At 73.3% G+C, this 16,294-nt stretch carries 17 protein-coding genes; 5 read left to right on the top strand and 12 right to left on the bottom strand.

From position 1 onward, the window contains the following. Positions 1-172 precede the first annotated feature (172 nt). Both PZ894_RS13830 and PZ894_RS13835 read left to right on the top strand, forming a co-directional pair. Complete coding sequence (locus PZ894_RS13830) at positions 173-1,048, top strand: DUF3068 domain-containing protein (protein WP_275745607.1); 876 nt, start codon at positions 173-175, stop codon at positions 1,046-1,048. Between the two features lie 170 nt (positions 1,049-1,218). Further along, the gene (locus PZ894_RS13835) at positions 1,219-3,051 is read left to right on the top strand and encodes a phosphoenolpyruvate carboxykinase (GTP) (RefSeq protein ID WP_275745609.1); all 1,833 of its coding nucleotides are present in this window, start codon (positions 1,219-1,221) and stop codon (positions 3,049-3,051) included. Positions 3,052-3,130: 79 nt separating this feature from the next. On the opposite strand, the gene PZ894_RS13840 is transcribed toward PZ894_RS13835, so the two are convergent. After that, positions 3,131-3,853 carry a phosphatase PAP2 family protein gene (locus tag PZ894_RS13840; protein ID WP_275745610.1) on the bottom strand — a complete coding sequence of 241 codons (723 nt, stop codon included), beginning with the start codon at positions 3,851-3,853 and terminating at the stop codon, positions 3,131-3,133. Positions 3,854-3,997: 144 nt separating this feature from the next. On the opposite strand from PZ894_RS13840, the gene PZ894_RS13845 reads away from it, so the two are divergent. Next, positions 3,998-4,144, top strand: a complete 147-nt coding sequence (locus tag PZ894_RS13845) for a hypothetical protein (protein WP_275745612.1) — start codon at positions 3,998-4,000, stop codon at positions 4,142-4,144. A gap of 6 nt (positions 4,145-4,150) precedes the next feature. Here the strand turns inward: PZ894_RS13845 and PZ894_RS13850 are convergent, their stop codons facing one another. The 11 genes from PZ894_RS13850 to PZ894_RS13900 form a co-directional block, all read right to left on the bottom strand. Continuing rightward, positions 4,151-5,176: a LacI family DNA-binding transcriptional regulator gene (locus PZ894_RS13850; protein ID WP_275745614.1), complete on the bottom strand. Its 1,026-nt coding sequence runs from the start codon at positions 5,174-5,176 to the stop codon at positions 4,151-4,153. A 49-nt stretch (positions 5,177-5,225) separates the two neighbouring features. Continuing rightward, positions 5,226-5,432: a hypothetical protein gene (locus tag PZ894_RS13855; protein WP_275745616.1), complete on the bottom strand. Its 207-nt coding sequence runs from the start codon at positions 5,430-5,432 to the stop codon at positions 5,226-5,228. 99 nt (positions 5,433-5,531) lie between these two features. Further along, a complete protein-coding gene (locus tag PZ894_RS13860) occupies positions 5,532-7,169 on the bottom strand; it encodes an ABC transporter substrate-binding protein (RefSeq protein WP_275745618.1) in 1,638 nt (545 codons plus the stop codon). 49 nt (positions 7,170-7,218) lie between these two features. Continuing rightward, positions 7,219-8,277: a hypothetical protein gene (locus PZ894_RS13865; RefSeq protein WP_275745620.1), complete on the bottom strand. Its 1,059-nt coding sequence runs from the start codon at positions 8,275-8,277 to the stop codon at positions 7,219-7,221. Between the two features lie 98 nt (positions 8,278-8,375). Then, positions 8,376-9,149, bottom strand: a complete 774-nt coding sequence (locus PZ894_RS13870; RefSeq protein ID WP_275745621.1) for an enoyl-CoA hydratase-related protein — start codon at positions 9,147-9,149, stop codon at positions 8,376-8,378. Continuing rightward, entirely contained in the window at positions 9,146-9,547 is a 402-nt protein-coding gene (locus tag PZ894_RS13875) for a VOC family protein (RefSeq protein WP_275745622.1), read from the bottom strand. The genes PZ894_RS13870 and PZ894_RS13875 overlap by 4 nt, the downstream gene beginning before the upstream one ends. Further along, entirely contained in the window at positions 9,544-11,037 is a 1,494-nt protein-coding gene (locus PZ894_RS13880; RefSeq protein ID WP_275745624.1) for an AMP-binding protein, read from the bottom strand. Before PZ894_RS13880 ends, PZ894_RS13875 begins: the two co-directional genes overlap by 4 nt. 121 nt (positions 11,038-11,158) lie before the next feature. Next, positions 11,159-11,941 carry an IclR family transcriptional regulator gene (locus PZ894_RS13885; protein WP_275745625.1) on the bottom strand — a complete coding sequence of 261 codons (783 nt, stop codon included), beginning with the start codon at positions 11,939-11,941 and terminating at the stop codon, positions 11,159-11,161. Between the two features lie 88 nt (positions 11,942-12,029). Next, entirely contained in the window at positions 12,030-12,845 is an 816-nt protein-coding gene (locus tag PZ894_RS13890; RefSeq protein ID WP_275745626.1) for an SDR family NAD(P)-dependent oxidoreductase, read from the bottom strand. Continuing rightward, a complete protein-coding gene (locus PZ894_RS13895) occupies positions 12,838-13,329 on the bottom strand; it encodes a nuclear transport factor 2 family protein (protein ID WP_275745627.1) in 492 nt (163 codons plus the stop codon). Before PZ894_RS13895 ends, PZ894_RS13890 begins: the two co-directional genes overlap by 8 nt. Beyond that, positions 13,326-14,210, bottom strand: coding sequence for an LLM class F420-dependent oxidoreductase (locus tag PZ894_RS13900; RefSeq protein WP_275745628.1), 885 nt, complete (start codon positions 14,208-14,210; stop codon positions 13,326-13,328). Before PZ894_RS13900 ends, PZ894_RS13895 begins: the two co-directional genes overlap by 4 nt. 193 nt (positions 14,211-14,403) lie before the next feature. On the opposite strand from PZ894_RS13900, the gene PZ894_RS13905 reads away from it, so the two are divergent. After that, positions 14,404-15,264: an IclR family transcriptional regulator gene (locus tag PZ894_RS13905; RefSeq protein WP_275745629.1), complete on the top strand. Its 861-nt coding sequence runs from the start codon at positions 14,404-14,406 to the stop codon at positions 15,262-15,264. Positions 15,265-15,394: 130 nt separating this feature from the next. After that, on the top strand, positions 15,395-16,231 hold the full coding sequence (locus PZ894_RS13910) for an LLM class F420-dependent oxidoreductase (RefSeq protein ID WP_275745630.1): 837 nt from the start codon (positions 15,395-15,397) through the stop codon (positions 16,229-16,231). Positions 16,232-16,294: the final 63 nt, after the last annotated feature.

Raw genomic sequence — 16,294 nt, forward strand, 5'->3', positions numbered from 1 at the left:
TCCGCCACACGGACGCGCGGGCGCACCGGCATTCGTTCGGAGCCCGGCGCGTGTGATTGCGGACTCACCCCGTCCGGTGGTGACGGCCTGCGTCTAGGGTTACTCACCGGTTTACCCACTGGTCGCGTCACCCCGCACGCCGCCACCGGATCGTCACGGAAGTCATCAGCTCATGCGCAAGCTCGTCGGCCCGTTCCTCATCGGCCTCGGCACCTTCCTCGTCGTCGCCGCCGTCCTCGCCCAGGTCTGGGCGCCGGGCCAGGTCGAGCGCACGCCGCTGGACACCGACAACACGACGTACCTCTCGGGCGAGGCCGAGGTCGCCGGCGACCCGACGCCCGTGCTCGCGTTCAGCACGAACCGGATCGACTCCGACGTGTCCGACGACGACGTCGCGGTGTGGGCGGCCTCGCTGTGCGTCGTCCGCGACGAGGACGACATCGACGGCTGCGTCGACGCGGAGGACCCCGAGGGCCGGCTGATCAGCGCCGAGGTCGAGGCCTTCGCCACCGACCGGCGCACGGCGCTGACCGTCGTCAACGACGGCTACCTGCCTCCGGACACGCCGCAGACCGAGGGCCTGCAGAACAAGTGGCCGTTCGGCGCCGAGAAGAAGACCTATCCCGTCTGGGACGGCCTGGTGGGCGAGGCGATCGACGCGACGTACGAGGGGGTGGAGGAGATCGACGGCCTCGAGACCTACCACTACGTGGCCGCGGTCGACGCGGACGACGTCGAGGTGCTCGACGGCATCCAGGGCAGCTACGCCGCGACGACCGACTACTACGTCGAGCCGCGCACCGGCGCGATCATCCGGCAGGTCGTGCATCAGGAGCGCGTCGGCGACGGCGTCGGCAAGCTCCTCGAGATGGATCTCGCATTCACCGACGACCAGGTCGCCGACAACGTCGACGAGGCCAACTCGAACGTCGCGAGCCTGCGCCTGATCGAGACCGTCGTGCCGATCGTCGGGTACGCCGCCGGCACCCTCGCGCTGCTCGCCGGCATCGCGATCCTGGTGCTGGGCCGCCGCCGGGCGACCGCCTGAGAGCGACGTGCCGCAGGGCGTCCAGGGAGGCCCTCACTTAGGCCTCCGCAAGACGAAAGACCAGTAATCATTGGGATTTGGAGCACATTGACCCACCCCGCCTCCACGCGCGGCGCGATGTTGGGTACGGTCCCGACATTCGCCGAGGGGATCGAGAGGTTGCGACGGACATGGTCGACGTGGACAGCGCGCTGGACGAGGCAGGACTGACGAACCCGCGGGTGCGGGACTATGTGGCCCAGTGGGCCGCGGTCACGCAGCCCGGCCGCATCGAGGTCGTGAGTGCCGCCGACGACGCCCGGCTGGTGCAGGAGGCGCTCGACGCAGGCGAGCTGCTGCCGGCGGGCGAGGGTCGCTACTACTCACGCAGCTACCACAAGGACACCGCGCGCTCCGAGGAGCGCACCGTCGTCGCCACCAGCAAGGAGGACGACCAGGGCGTCTACAACAACTGGAAGCCCGCGGCCGAGATGACCGAGCTGCTCACCGAGCGCATGCGCGGTGCCTCGGCCGGCAAGACGATGTACGTCATCCCCTACTTGATGGCGCCTCCCGGATCCCCGCTGGAGCCCTACGCCGCCGGGGTCGAGCTCACCGACTGCCGGCCGGTGGTGCTGCACATGATCCGGATGTCGCGCGTCGGCGCGAAGTACCTCAACCAGCTCGACGACCCCGACAGCTTCGTGCGCGCGGTCCACGTCACCGGCGACCTCCCGAACCTCGGCCAGGGCACCCCCGACGACCAGCGCTACTTCGCGACCATCGCCGACGAGCGGACGATCCTCCACTTCGGCTCGTCGTACGGCGGCAACGCGCTGCTCGGCAAGATCGCCCACGGCCTGCGGCAGGCCTGCTACGACGGAAGGGCGTCCGGGGTCTTCCTCGCCGAGCAGTTCATGCTGCTCGGCATCACCGACAACGAGACCGGCAAGCGCTGGCACGTCTGCGGCGGCTTCCCGAGCGCGTCGGGCAAGACCAACCTCGCGATGACCCTCGCGCCGGACGCGCTGGGCGACCGCTACCGCGTGGACTTCTACGGCGACGACATCGCGTGGCTGTGGGTCGGCGACGACGGCCGGGTCTACGGGATGAACCCCGAGTTCGGCGTCTTCGGCGTCGCGAAGGACACCAACGAGAAGACCAACCCGACCGCGCTCGACTCGATCGACGAGGGCACCGGCGTCATCTTCACGAACGTCGCCTACAACGAGACGACGCAGGAGGTCTGGTGGGAGGGCAAGACCAAGCACCAGCCCGAGGACGTCACCGGCTGGCGTGACTGGAAGGGCAACCTGATCTCGGAGCGCGAGGCCGGCGACGACTCGCCGTGGGCGCACCCCAACAGCCGCTTCACCACCACGCTCGCGAACGTGCCCAACGTCGCCGACAACTTCGAGGACCCGGTCGGCGTCCCGATCGACGCGATCATCTTCGGCGGCCGCACCAGCGACCGCGAGCCGCTGGTCCGCGCGATCGCGGACCTCGCCGAGGGCGTGTACGACGGACTCACCCTCGGCGCCGAGGCGACCTTCGCCGCCGACGGCCTCGACGGCCAGCTCCGCTACGACCCCATGTCGATGCGGCCGTTCATGGCCTACTCCGAGGGCGACTACGCCGCGCACTGGCTGAAGATCATCGGCTCGGCCAGCGAGCAGCCGATCTTCGCGCACGTCAACTGGTTCCAGCGCGGCGAGGACGGCCACTTCCGGTGGCCGGGCTACCGCGACAACCTGCGCGCGCTGGTGTGGCTGTGCCGCTTCAAGGACGGCGACGTCTCCGGACGCCCGACCCCGGTGGGCGTCCTGCCGACGGTCGAGGAGCTCGAGCTCGAGGGCGTCGAGATCACGCCCGAGGACCTCGAGGCGATCCTGACCATCGACGTCGAGCGGTGGCGCCAGGAGATGGGCTTCCGCTCGGAGCACCTCCGGCAGTTCGACCGGCTGCCCGAGGAGATCTGGGCGGCGCACCGCCGGGTCGCGGAGGCGCTCGACGCCGAGGGCTGAGTCGGGGTCGGAGGTGTAACGGTGGCTCGTGGGATCTGCTGACCCGTCATAACGGGGGAGAAGATCCCACGATCCACCGTTACAGCCGCGTCCGCGGCCGCGTCAGCCACAGCGCGCCGAGCACGAGCGCGGTGCCGGCCAGCCCGTCGAGCCAGTAGTGGTTGGCGGTGCTGACGACGACGAAGAGCGTCGCCAGCGGGTGCAGGAGCCACAGCCAGCGCCACCGGGTGCGGCACGCGGCGACCAGCGCCACCGCCAGCAGCAGCGCCCAGCCGACGTGCAGGCTCGGCATCGCGGCGTACTCGTTGGACAAGCTGGCGAGCACCGGTGCCTGGTAGATCGACATCCCACCGGCGTGGCCGGTGTCGGTCATGCCGAGCGACGACAGGAGTCGCGGCGGCGTCACCGGCACCAGCACGTGGAAGACCAGCGCGGCGCCGGTGGCGACCAGCAGTGCCCGCTTGGCCCAGGTGTACGTCGGGCGCCGGTAGCGGAACAGCCACACCAGCACCGCGATCGTCAGTGGGAAGTGGACGGACACGTAGTAGCGGTTCGCGAGGTCGATCAGCCAGTCGTGGCCGAGCGCCCAGGCCTGCAGCGACGCCTCGGTGGGCAGTCGGAGCCAGCGCTCCGCGTCGACGATGCCGCGCCCGTGTGCGTCGGCCCTGCCGAGGTCGTCGGCGGCGAGCATCCGGCCGAGGTTGTAGAGGAGGAACGCGCCGAGCACCTGCGCGAGCTCGCGGACCACGTCCGCGCCGACGATGCGGCGGGACGCCGGGGGCGCGATCGTGCTCACCGCCATCGCGTCGTACCGATCCTCTCCGACGAGCCTGCATCCGTGGTGAGTCCGACCCGTGGACGGATCGGACTCATCGGGAGGAGCGACGGGGGCCGGCGCTGATACGTCGCCCGGGCGCCTCCGCCCGTCGGGGCCTACCCTGCTGCCATGAAGACGCGGTTGAGCTGTCCCTGCGGTGAGCAGATCGTGGGCAAGGACGAGGACGAGCTGGTCGAGCTGACCCAGCGGCACCTCGCCGACGCCCACCCGGGCATGTCCTACGGTCGCGACGAGATCCTCTTCATCGCGACCTGAGCCGGGTCAGGTCGCGGCGCGTGGCGCGGCCGTGCTCGCGCGGACGACGAGCTCGGTCGGCAGCCGCACGTCCTCGGGCTGCTCCTGGCCGCGCATCGTGGCGAGGAGGGCGGCGACGGCGAGCTCGCCCTTGCGGGCGACGTCCTGGCGGACGGTCGTCAACGGCGGGCGCGTGACCTCGGCGACGGGGCTGTCGTCGAAGCCGACGACCGAGAGGTCGCCGGGCACGTCGAGGCCGAGCTTCTCGGCGGCGCGGATCACGCCGAAGGCGAAGGCGTCGGAGAAGCAGAGCACCGCGGTCGGCCGGCCGGGGGCTTCGAGCAGCCCGACGGCGACGTCGTACGCCGTCGCGGCCGGCCGATAGGGGGCGGTCACGATGCGCGGCCCGATCCCGGCGGGGTCGAGGGCGTCGCGCCACCCGAGCATCCGCTGGGTCGCCGGGTAGCTCTGCGACAGCGGGCCCGCGATGCTCTCCAGGGTCAGGATGCCGATCGAGGTGTGGCCGAGGTCCACGAGGTGCTGAGCGGCCGCCCGGGCGCCGCCGCGGTCGTCGACGTTGACGCTCGTGACGCTGCCGCGCTTGTTCTGGTCGATCGACACCTGCGGCAGACCGCGCCGGTCGAGCCACGCGAGGTCCACCGAGTCGGGCTCGCAGATGTAGACGAGGGCGCCGTCCATCGCCACGTCGCGCGACGGCACGAAGTCGGCGGAGGTGCGTGGCGTCAGCAGCGTGAGCGCGAACCCGCTGTCGGCCAGGCGGTCCGCGACCGAGGCGAAGAACTCGGCCGCGATCGGGTCCTCGAAGGCCTCGCTGATCCGGTCGTTGAGCATGAGGCCGACCGATCCGGTCCGGCCGCGCGCGAGCGCTCGGGCCGCCGGGTCGGGCCCGACGTACCCGAGCTCGTCGGCGGCGGCCAGGATCCGCTCGCGCAGCTCCGCGGAGAGCTGGTCGGGTCGCGAGAACGCGTTGGACACCGTCATCCGGCTGACGCCGACGCGGTCCGCGATCGACTGGAGGGTCACCTTGGCCATGGGAGAGCCATTATCGCCGGTCCTCCCAGCCGCGGTGGGCGGCACCCGGTCAGCCCGGCTGGCAGGTGCGACGCGGGGTCGGCTCGACCCAGCGGGCGAGACCGTGGAGGCGGGCGGCCAGGCGGGTGCGGGTGGCGGCGGCGCGCGGGGCACGCGGGGTCGGGTCCGGCAGGACCGGCGCGTCGGGTCGGGCGCTGCCGGCCTGGGCGCGGGCTGCCCGGACGGCCAGGTCGGCGGCGATCGGGTCGAACGTCATGGCTCCTCCTCGGGCTCATGGACTGGGCTGTACCGGTACAGTACGCCCGACGGCTTTACCGGTCAAGTGACCGGTAAAGCCGCCGTCCCGGGGCGCCGCTCAGTCCTTCCAGGCCCCGGCGAAGGAGACCATCGAGTTGGCCGTGCCGACCACGCCGTTGAGCTCGTCGTGCCAGACGAGCAGCTCGGCGTACGGGCCCAGGGCGAGGAAGGGGACCTCCTCGTCGATCTGCTCCTGGATCTCCTGCATCACCGCGTGCTGGGCGTCGAAGTCGGGCGCGACCTGGAACTCGTCGAGCAGGGCGTCCATCTCCGGGCTGGTGTGCGCGTCGTAGGTCTGCGAGCCGCCGCTGTGCAGCAGCGCGTACATCTTCGGGAGCGGGTCGGCCTCGCGGAAGGAGTGGCCCCAGGCGACCACGTCGTAGTCGCGCTCGACGGCGACGGCGGTGATCATGTCGGCGACGCTGCGGAAGAGGTGGGTCTCGACCTCGAAGCCGACCGACTCCCACAGCGCCTTCAGCGCCAGCGCCGTGGCGCGCGACCCGGGATCGCTCATGTCCTCGTAGCGGATCCTGCCGTCGAACCCGTCGGCCCTGGCCTCCTCGAGCAGCTGCTTCGCCCGCTCCGGGTCGTAGGGGAGACCGGAGGCGTCCCCGTGCCACCGGGAGTACTCCGGGAAGACCGTCGAGGAGCCGCCCTCCGCGACCCCGAACGCCCGCTCGGTGACGACCTGCGGGTCGATGGCGAGCTGGAGCGCCTGGCGCACCCGGACGTCGGCGCCGGGGCGCCCCTTGCTGGCGTTGATCAGGGCGCTGTTCTGGACCGCGGTGAAGTTGACGTACCCGTGCGGCCGGCCCGCGAGCATCTCCTGCACCTGGTCGGGCTCGCGGACGAAGATCATGTCGACGCTGTCGGAGTCGAAGGAGTCCATGGCGGCGTCCGGGCTCGGCAGGAAGACGACCTCCAGCGAGTCCAGCGCCGGCTTCCCTGCCCAGTAGTCCGCGTTGGCGGCCAGCCGGATCGACTCCTGCGGGCGCCACTCCTCCAGCGTGAACGGACCGGCGCCGACCGGTTCGAAGGACTCCCCGTCGCCGGCGCTCGCGGCGACGATCATGCCGGGACCGGTCGTCAGCATGCCGGGGAACTGGGCCCACGGCTTCTCGAGCGTGTAGACCACCGTCTGGTCGTCCGGGGTCTCCACGGACCGCACGTTGGCGTTCCACAGCGCGGACTCCGGTCCGCCGTCGGCGTACCGCTCCTGGCTCGCCTGCACCGCGGCCGCGTCGAGCGGGGTCCCGTCGGAGAACGTCACGTCGTCGCGGAGCGTCAGCGTCCAGGTCCGGTTGTCGTCGCTCTCGATGCCCTCGGCGAGCTGGGGCGCGAAGTCCTGGGTCTCGGTGTCGTAGCGCAGCAGGGTGTCGTAGATGTTGAGCATCTCGACGCCGCCGGTGGTCAGCGCGGCGATGGTGACCTTCGGGTCGAGCGACGCCGGCTCGGCGAACGCCGCCCACTTCACCGAGCCGCCGGCGACCGGCTCGGCGTCGGGGTCGGGGACGGATCCGGGCAGGTAGCCCTCCTTCAGGTTGCTGAGGTCGACGCCGGCGGACTCGGACGAGTCCGGGTCCGGGTCGCCGCCGCAGGCGGCGAGCGTGGTCAGCAGCGCGAGCGCGGCCAGGACGGCCGTGGAGCGGGCCAGCCTGCGCGACGGTCTGAGCGGGCGTGGGGTGGTGCGGGTCATTGGACCCTCCTCGGGAGTGGGTGGTCGAGCGGTCGGGCGGTCGAACAGGTCAGGCGGGCACGGCGTCGACCGGAGCCTCCGCCGGGTAGGAGGTGGGGCTGACGGCGTACGCGTCGGCGAGGGTGCGCACGAACGCGGGGTCGTCGAAGGGGTCGTCGGGGACCTCGAGGTCGAGGCCGTGGCCGCGCAGGTCGTCGACGATCAGGCCGAGCGCGCGGTCCATCGTGAGGTCGTCGGTGTGGTCGTAGTAGGCACGGACCTCGTCGAGGTCGTCGAAGACGCGGGCGCCGTAGTGGAAGAGGAAGCGCATCGCGCTCGCGTCGTGGCGGGCGATGACCTCGTCGCCGTTGCGCAGCACCCAGTCCTCGCCATCCGCGGCGATCACGGTCTCGAGGCTCATCCCGGTCGGGTTCGCGCGCAGGGCGACCGGCCCGCTCGCCTCACCGCGGTGGTACATCCGGGGGTTGTGCACGACCACGGCGTCGTTCCAGAAGGGCGCCGGGAAGCGTGCGGGCGGCTGCGCCGGCCCGTCGGGCCAGTAGGTGAAGCCGCCATCCTCGGGCGAGCGGTAGAAGTACGTGATCACCTGGCCCGTGCGCACCTCCCACCGGTCGAAGAGGCCGGACTTGGCCATCACCGTCGAGAACCAGACCGGCACCTTGACCATGTCCATGCCGCGCCAGACCTGCGGGTCGAAGTGGCCGGCGTCGAGGCTGCGGGCGGGCGCGCGCAGGTTGAAGAAGAACTGGGCGGGCAGGCCGTAGCGCGCGCCGAACATCTCCTTCACGCGTTCGAGCAGCTTGGTGCTGTAGAAGACCTCCTGGACCTCGTCGTAGAGGCACACGGCCTGCTGGGCGAAGTAGCCGCGGAAGGTCGGGGTGATCAGGTCGGCCAGGCTCACGTCGCCGCGGGCACCGCCTCCGCCGGCGACGGCCAGGAACTCCTCGGCGCTGGCGAAGGTCTGGGCGGCGATCAACGACCACGGGCCGTGGTCGCGCAGCACGCCGAAGAGGCGGCCGACCTCGTCCGGCGAGTAGAGGTCGCGGACTAGCTCGGGGCGGGCGACGGGGGTGAACGCGCGACGGACGCGGTCGGGGTCGACGTGCATCGGGGCTCCTCGGGACGGCTGTGGTGCGCGTCACGCTAGGGAGCGCGGGCGCGGCGCTCGGCCCCAGTTCCACCCACAGGAACCGGTGCGACGCCGGGTCAGCCGTCGGCGGGCCAGACCGGAGCCCGGCGCTCGAGGAACGCCGCCGCACCCTCACGCGCGTGGGGGCCGGAGAGCGCCTGCGCGGTGACCGCGTCGATCTCGTCCCAGAGCGCCACGGGGTCGCCGGCGTACGCCGAGCGGAGCAGTCCGCGGGTCCGGCGCACCGCCCAGGGGCTGTTGGCCCCGACCTGGCCCGCGAGCTCGATCGCCGCGGGCAGCACCTCGGAGGCCGGCAGCACCCGGTTGACCAGTCCGGCGTCCCGGGCCCAGGCGGCGGAGAACATCGCGCCGGTGAGGGCGAGCTCGCGGGCGAGCGCGGCCGGGATCCGCTGCGGCAGCAGGGTGCCGCCCGCGCCGGGCACCAGGCCGCGCGCGACCTCGGGGAGGGCGAACCGGGCGTGGTCGGCCGCCACGACGAGGTCGCACGCGAGCGCGAGCTCGAGTCCGCCGGCGACGGCGGCGCCGTTGACCGCGGCGACGATCGGCTTGGGACCACCGTCGCGGAGCAGCTGGAGATAGCGGCTGCGCCCGGGGCGCGGCGGCGCGCTCGTCGGGCCCGTCGGGCCGACGCCGGTGAGGTCCATGCCCGCGCAGAAGGCCCGGTCGCCCGCACCGGTCAGCACGACTGCCCGAATCGCGGCGTCGGCGGCGGTGGCGTCGATGGCCGCGACGAGCGCGTCGACGGTCGCGGGGTCGAGGGCGTTGCGGCGCTCCGGGCGGTCCAGGGTCAGCACCGCGACGGCGCCGTGCAGCTCGGTGCGGACCGTCACGGGAGGCGCTCCATCAGCTCGATGCAGGTGCCGTCGGGGTCGGCGAGGGTGCAGACCAGCGTCGGGCCGATGGTGGTCGGCGGCATGACCGTCGTGGCGCCGGCACGGGTGCAGGCGGCGTGGCGTGCGGCGAGGTCGGTGACCTCGAGCCCGACGTACCGGATCCCGCTCGCACCGCCGCGGACGCCGCCCGGCACGACCTGGTGCGGGGGCGGGTCGGTGAGCCGGACCAGCCGGAGCCGGCTGCGGCCGGCCTCCAGGGCGACGAGCTCGCCGACTCCGGGGACGTCCATGCGCGCGGCGACGGGGAGTTCGAGCGCGTCGCGGTAGATCGCGAGCGCGTGGTCGAGGTCGGAGACCACGATGCCGACGTCCAGGACCCCGCGCACCAGCGTCATCGGGCACCGTCCGGGGCGGGCATCCGGGCGTCGCGGATCGCCGACCGGCGTACCTTGCCGGCGTCGTCGCGCAAGGACTCGGTGACGAGCTCGATGGTCCGGGGCGCCTTCGGCCCGGCGATGAGGGTGCGCACGTGGTCGCGCAGCTCCTCGGGATCGACGGCACCCGGTGTCTCGACCTGCACGACGGCGTGCACGCGCTGGCCGAGGTCGTCGTCGGGGAGGCCGACCACGACGGCACCGACGACGGCCGGGTGCGCCTCGAGCGCGCTCTCGACCTCGGCGGGGTAGACGTTGACGCCGCCGGACACGATCAGGTCGGTGCGACGGTCGGCGAGGTGGACGTACCCGTCGGCGTCGACGTGGGCGAGGTCGCCGTACCCGCGCCAGGCCGCGTCGGACGCCTCGGCGCCCACGTAGCGGTGGCCGGCCGTCTCCCGGCGGCGGAAGACGAGCTCGCCGACCTCGCCGGCGGCCGCCGGGCCGCCGTCGGGGCGGACGACGCGGACCCCGTCGTGGGCGTGGCCGACCGCGCCGGGGTGGGCCAGGCTCTCCCGCCCCGTGATGCTCAGGCCGCCCTGCTCCTCGGTGCCGCCGTACATCTCGAGGACCCGGTCCGGCCCGAGCCACTCCAGCCAGGCTCGCTTGAGCCAGCCCGCCCAGGGCGCCCCGGTACTCACCAGCAGGCGCAGCGAGTCGAGCCGGGCGGCTTCGCGTACCGGTGCCGGCAGTCGCCAGATCCGGTGGGTCATCGTCGGCACGAGATAGGCCCAGGTGACGCCGTGCCGCTCGACGAGCTCGAGCGTGCCGGCCGCGTCGAAGCTTGGCTGGGTGATCACCGTGTTGCCGAGGAACAGCCCGGCGGTGGTGAAGATGAACGGCCCCTGGTGGTAGAGCGGGCCGGGGGCGAGCACGACGTCGCCCGGCCGGATCGTGTACTGCTCCTGCTCGGGGTCGGTGCGCGCCGGGCGACCGGCGACGATCAGCTTCGGTCGACCCGTGCTCCCGCCGGAGCCGATGACCTTCCACGGCTGCTCGCCGGTGCGCGCGGGCAGCGGGGTCGCGCCGGTCGGCCCGGTCCGCGCGCGGGCGGCGAGCTCGTCCGCGGTGACCGCGGTCCGGTCGGTCGCCGGGAGCCCGACGACCACGGACGGGCTCGCCAGCGCGATCAGCGCGTCGCGCTCGGGTGCCGGCAGCGCGCTGGAGAGCGGCAGGGGTACGGCGCCCGCCTTCCAGGTCGCGAACGTCGCGACGAAGAAGTCGACGCCGTTCGGTAGGCCGATCACCACCGTGCTCCCGGGCGCAGCGCCGCGCTCGACCAGCAGCTCGGCGACGGCCGTCGAACGGCGGTCGAGCTCGGCGTAGTCGACGCCGTCCTCGCCGCAGACGACGGCCGTCCGGTGGGGGTGCCGGTCGGCGTGGTGGCCGAGGACCGCGCCGAGGGGGACGTGGCCGGCGGTCGGTGGGGCGACCTGGGGCGCCGCGCTCATGGGTGCTCACCCTCCGGGTCGGTGACGGGTCGCGGCGATCGTCGCGAACCCGAGCGCGCGCGGTCGCGTCGGTTCCGCCCGGTGGGACCGACCCGCCCGAAAGTTTCGGGCGGGTCGGCGATCAGACGGGCGCGGCGTGCCGGGACGAGCGGGGGACGAAGCCGAGGGTGCGCGAGACCGTGCGGGCGGCGACGACCACCAGCGGGGCGAGGTCGCGGGCCGGGGCGCCGTCGCGCGAGGCGAGCGAGATGCTCCCGACGAGACCGCGGGACCCGTGGACCGGTGCGGCGACCGCGGTGATCCCCATGCCGCACTGCTCGGCGGCGTCGATGGCGAGCCCGCGCCGGGTGCGGATCTGGTCGAGCTCCCGGTGGAGCTCGGCGAGCTGGGCGGTGCTGCGCTCCCTCCCGGCCTCGATCGTCAGCAGGGTGTCGACGTCCTCGGGCGGCAGCTCGGCCAGCAGGCACTTGCCGCTCACGGTCCGGTCCGGCGACAGCCGGGCGCCGACCCGGCTCGGCATGCTGGAGGACGCGGCGCCGCCGATCTTGTCGAGGTACCGGACGACCGGGCCTTCGAGGACCGAGAGGTGGGCGACCGCCCGGGTGCGCAGGTGCAGCTCGTTGAGCACCGGCGCCGCGGCGCAGCGCAGCTCCTCGGAGTCGGGGGCGCGCAGCGCGCGCGCCCGCACTCCGGTCCGGTAGCCCCGGTCGGTGTGCTCGAGCCAGTGCAGCTCGACGAGCTGGCTGAGCATCCGGAACGTCGTGGACCGCGGCAGGCCGGTCGCGAGGCTGACGTCGTCGAGCAGCAGCCGGCCCTCGTGGGTGAAGAAGACGTCCAGGATCTGGGTCATCCGGTCGAAGACGCCCGGGCGGGGCCCCGGTCGCGCGGCCGCGTCGATGCTCATCGAAACCTCCCAAGCGCTTGCTCAAGTTTCGACACCGTAGCAGGACCCGCGCGGTCGCGGCGCCGCTCGGGACGTCCCGGGCGGCCGGTCAGGGGTGATCGGGCATGTTCGTCCAGCCCTTGCCGTCCTCACGCGCGTACCACCCCGACGCCGCGAGCGTCCCGCCGTCGACGGGGACGGTGTGACCGGTCACGAAGCGCGCGTCGTCGGAGGCGAGGAAGGCCACGACGTCGGCGTAGTCCTCCACCCGGCCGAAGCGGCCCAGCGGCACCCAGAGCGGCACCTGGCCCGCGTCCCGACCGCGCAGCATCGCCGCCGCCGGGGTCTGCTCGGTGTCCGCGAGGTCGGGTGCGATGGCGTTGACGCGGACGCCGTACCTGCCCACCTCGATCGCCAGGCTGCGGGTGAACGCCGAGACCGCGGCGTTGTAGCCGGAGTACGTCGCATGGCCCGGGATGCCGCGGAACGCCTCCACGGTCGAGCTGTTGACGATCGCGCCCCCGCCCTGCTCGACCATCCGCGGGAGGAGCGCGTGCGTCACGGCCAGCACGTGTCCGAAGTTGAGGTCGTGCAGCCGTTGCCACTGGGCGGGCGTGCTGTGCAGGAAGGTCTTCGACGCCGGCCGGAAGTCGCCGACGTTGTTGACCAGCACGTCGACGCGTCCGAGCCCGGCGACGACGGCGGCGATCCGGTCCACGGTGTCCTGGTCTGTGACGTCGCCGACCAGCGCGGTGGCGGTCCCGCCCGCGGTGCGCACCTCGTCGGCGGTCTCCTGGGCGGCCGTCTCGTCGACGTCGACCAGCACGACGTGGTCGCCGTCGCGCGCGAGTCTCCGGGTGATCGCGCCCCCGATGCCGAGGGCCCCGCCGGTGACGACGCTGATCCTCGCCTGGTCCTCAGCCATCTGCTGCTCCTTCCGGCGGCTCGTGGCCGCGAGCCTGTCGCACCGGGACGGTCTCGAGGGCGAGCACGGTCACGGCCCGCCTCGCGATCCGCCAGCCGCGCTCGGTGCGGACGTAGCGGTCGTCGTAGCGCACCCGCCACCGGATGTCGGTGAGACCGTCGGCACGCTCGAGATAGTGGTGGGCGACCCCGGTGACCCGGCCCGTGGCGGTGTCCGCGGCGACCGCGTCGACGACCACGCCCGTCACCTCGTGCACCGTGCGGCGGAAGGGAGCGAGCGCGGCGAGCGCCGCGCGTACGCCGTCGCGCCCGTGGTGCTCGGTGACCGGGTCCAGGTGCCGGGGTGGGTCGGGCGCGACGAGCACCGCGTCCGGGGTGAAGAGGTCGGCCACGGCGTCGGGGTCGAGGTCGTCCACGCCGGCGGCGTACCGGTGCGCCAGCTCGGTCACCGCGAGTCGGTCGGCGGGGTCGAGACCGGCGGTCACGCCGGGGTCAGCCCCAGACGCTCGGCGCACGCGGACAGCTCGTCCTTCGCCTGGTCGAGGTCGGCGTGCGGCGAGGCGGCGAGCACGACGCGGGTGGCGCCCTGCGCGGCCAGCCGCTCGGCCCGTCCCGCGTCGATGCGCGGGACGAGGTGGCCGAGCGAGAGCTCGAGGTCGTCGGGGTCGCGCCCGGCGCGGTCGGCCTCCTCGCGCATCAGCCGGACCAGCGCCGCGAGGTCGTCACCGGCCACGCCGAGCGGCTGCAAGCCGTCGCCGTACCGTCCGGCCCGCCGCGCGGCGGCCCGGCTGTGCCCGCCGATGTGGATCGGGACGCCGTCCGCCTGCGTGGGACGGGGTCGGCACACCGCCCGGTCGAAGTCGAAGAACTCGCCGTGGTGGTCGACGCCCTCCGGGCCGCCGGTCCACAGGGTGCGCAGCACCTCGAGCTGCTCGTCGGCCCGGCGTCCGCGGGAGTCGAAGTCGGTGCCGCAGGCCTCGATCTCCTCCCGCATCCAGCCCATGCCGACGCACAGCCGGAGTCGACCTCCCGAGAGCGCGTCGAGGGTGGCCGCCCGCTTGGCGAGCACGACCGGGTGGTGGTTCGGGAGCACGAGGACGCCGGTGGCGAGCCCGAGCGTGGAGGTGCGAGCGGCGAGGAACGCCAGCAGGTCGAGCGGGTCGGGCACGTCGACGTCGTCGGCGAGCTCCATCTTCCCGGACGGGTCGTAGGGGTAGGTGCTGTCGTAGCGGCGCACCACGACGGCGTGCTCGACGACCACGACGGACTCGAACCCGCAGGCCTCCACGTGCTCGACCCAGGCCGACATCCAGGCGGGGTCGGCGGTCGTGCCGGCGGCGGTCGGGGCGATGACGGCGTACTTCACGAGTGCGACCGTAGGACGCGAGGACCCCTCGTGGTCCGCTCCTTCCGGTGGCCGGGAGCGCGGCCCGCGGGACCCGAAGCCGTGGAGCCCCGGTGTCCCGAACCCATGCCATATGACGAACCTCACTGTTACGGTTCGAAATACCCAGGGAGTCGCGAGGACCCTGCTCGCGCCGTCACCGAGGAGGCAGTCGATGGTCGCCACCGAGCCCGAGCGCGTCGTCGAGCCCCGTCCGTCGCCGTCGATGATCGAGCGGATGACGTCGATCATCGACGCCTTCGACGGCATCCACGACCGGCTGTCGCTCGAGGCCGTGTGCACCCGCACCGGCCTCGCCCGGTCGACCGCGCACCGGATCCTCGACCACTTGATCAAGCTCGCCTGGGTCGAGCGCGACGAGCTCGGCTACCGTCTCGGCTCCCGCACGCGGAGTCTCGCGACCTGCGACCACGACCACCTCGACCTGCGTGGGGTCTCGGCACCGGTCCTCCACGAGCTGGCGATGCGCACCGGCATGGTCGTGCACCTCGGGGTGCACGAGGGCGCCGACGTCGCGTACCTCGACAAGGTCGGCGGCCGCTTCGCGTTCGCGGTGCCCTCCCGGGTCGGTGGCCGGATCCCGGCGCACACGACGGCGCTCGGGAAGGCGTTGCTCGCCTGGCTGCCCGCCGAGGAGGTGGACATCCGGCTGGCGGGGGCGCTGCGCCGCAACACCCACCGCACCATCGCCGACGGCGCCGTGCTGCACCAGGAGCTGCACCGCATCCGGCAGCGCAACGGCATCGCCTTCGAGCGCGGGGAGTGCTTCGAGCAGATCGCGTGCGTCGCCAGTGCCGTGCGCACCTCCGAGGGACCGCTGGCGGCGGTCTCGGTGGTCGGCGACCGGCAGGCGCCGCTCGAGCAGCTCGCGCCGCTGGTGCGGGCGGCGGTCGATCGGGTCGCCGCCGACATCGCGACCGCGCGGCGGGCGTGCCGGGCCGACGACCCGGTCGACGGCTGGTCGCCCGAGGTGCTCGACCAGCTGCTCGCGAACCACACGGGGGCCTGGTTCTGACCCTCCGCCGACCCGCCCGAAACTTCGCGCCGACCCGCCCGAAAGTTTCGGGCGGGTCGGCGTCGGGGACGGACTCCCACTGAGTGGGCCGCGCCGTTCGGCGGGCCGGCCCGTCCCTACGTTGCAGCGCATGAGGCATGGAATCTCCCTCTTCACCAGCGACCGCGGGATCCGTCCCGCCGTGGCGGCGGCGGCCGCCGAGGAGCGTGGCTTCGACACGTTCTACGTCCCCGAGCACACCCACATCCCCGTGCGTCGCAGCGCACCCCACCCCGCGACGGGCGGTGAGTCGCTGCCGGACGACCGCTACCTGCGCACGCTCGACCCGTGGGTCGCGCTGGGGACCGCGGCCGCCGTCACGACGCGCATCCAGCTCGGTACCTCGGTGGCGCTCCCGGTCGAGCACGACCCGATCACGTTGGCCAAGGCGATCGCGAGCCTCGACCACCTCTCCGGTGGTCGGGTGTGCCTGGGTGCCGGCTTCGGCTGGAACCTCGACGAGCTCGCCGACCACGGCGTACCCCCCGAGCGACGACGCACCGTGCTGCGCGAGTACCTCGGCGCGATGCGGGCGCTGTGGGAGCAGGAGGAGGCGTCGTACGACGGCGAGTTCGTGTCGTTCGAGGCCAGCTGGGCCTGGCCGAAGCCCGTGCAGCCCCGGCTGCCGGTGCTCATCGGCGCCCAGGCCGGGCCGAAGACCTTCGCCTGGATCGCGGCGAACGCCGACGGCTGGCTGACGACGCCGCTCGACACCGACCTGCCCGCCCAGGTGGACCGGTTGCGCGCGGCCTGGGCCGAGGCCGGCCGGGACGGCGCGCCGGAGGTGCGCGCCCTCAAGCCGAGCCCGGAGGTTCTCGACGCCTGGGCGGAGAGCGGCATCACGGAGGCGGTGTGGTCCCTCCCGGACACCGACGAATCCGGTGCGCTCGCGCACCTCGACGACCTCGCCGCCCGCCTCCTGCGCTGACCGGCCCCGAGCACTCCCAGCCACTGGGACATCAGGCCCCTGCGCGGGCTCGGACGCGGACCA

This window comes from Nocardioides sp. YIM 152315, assembly GCF_029210375.1.
Classification (GTDB): Bacteria; Actinomycetota; Actinomycetes; order Propionibacteriales; family Nocardioidaceae; genus Nocardioides.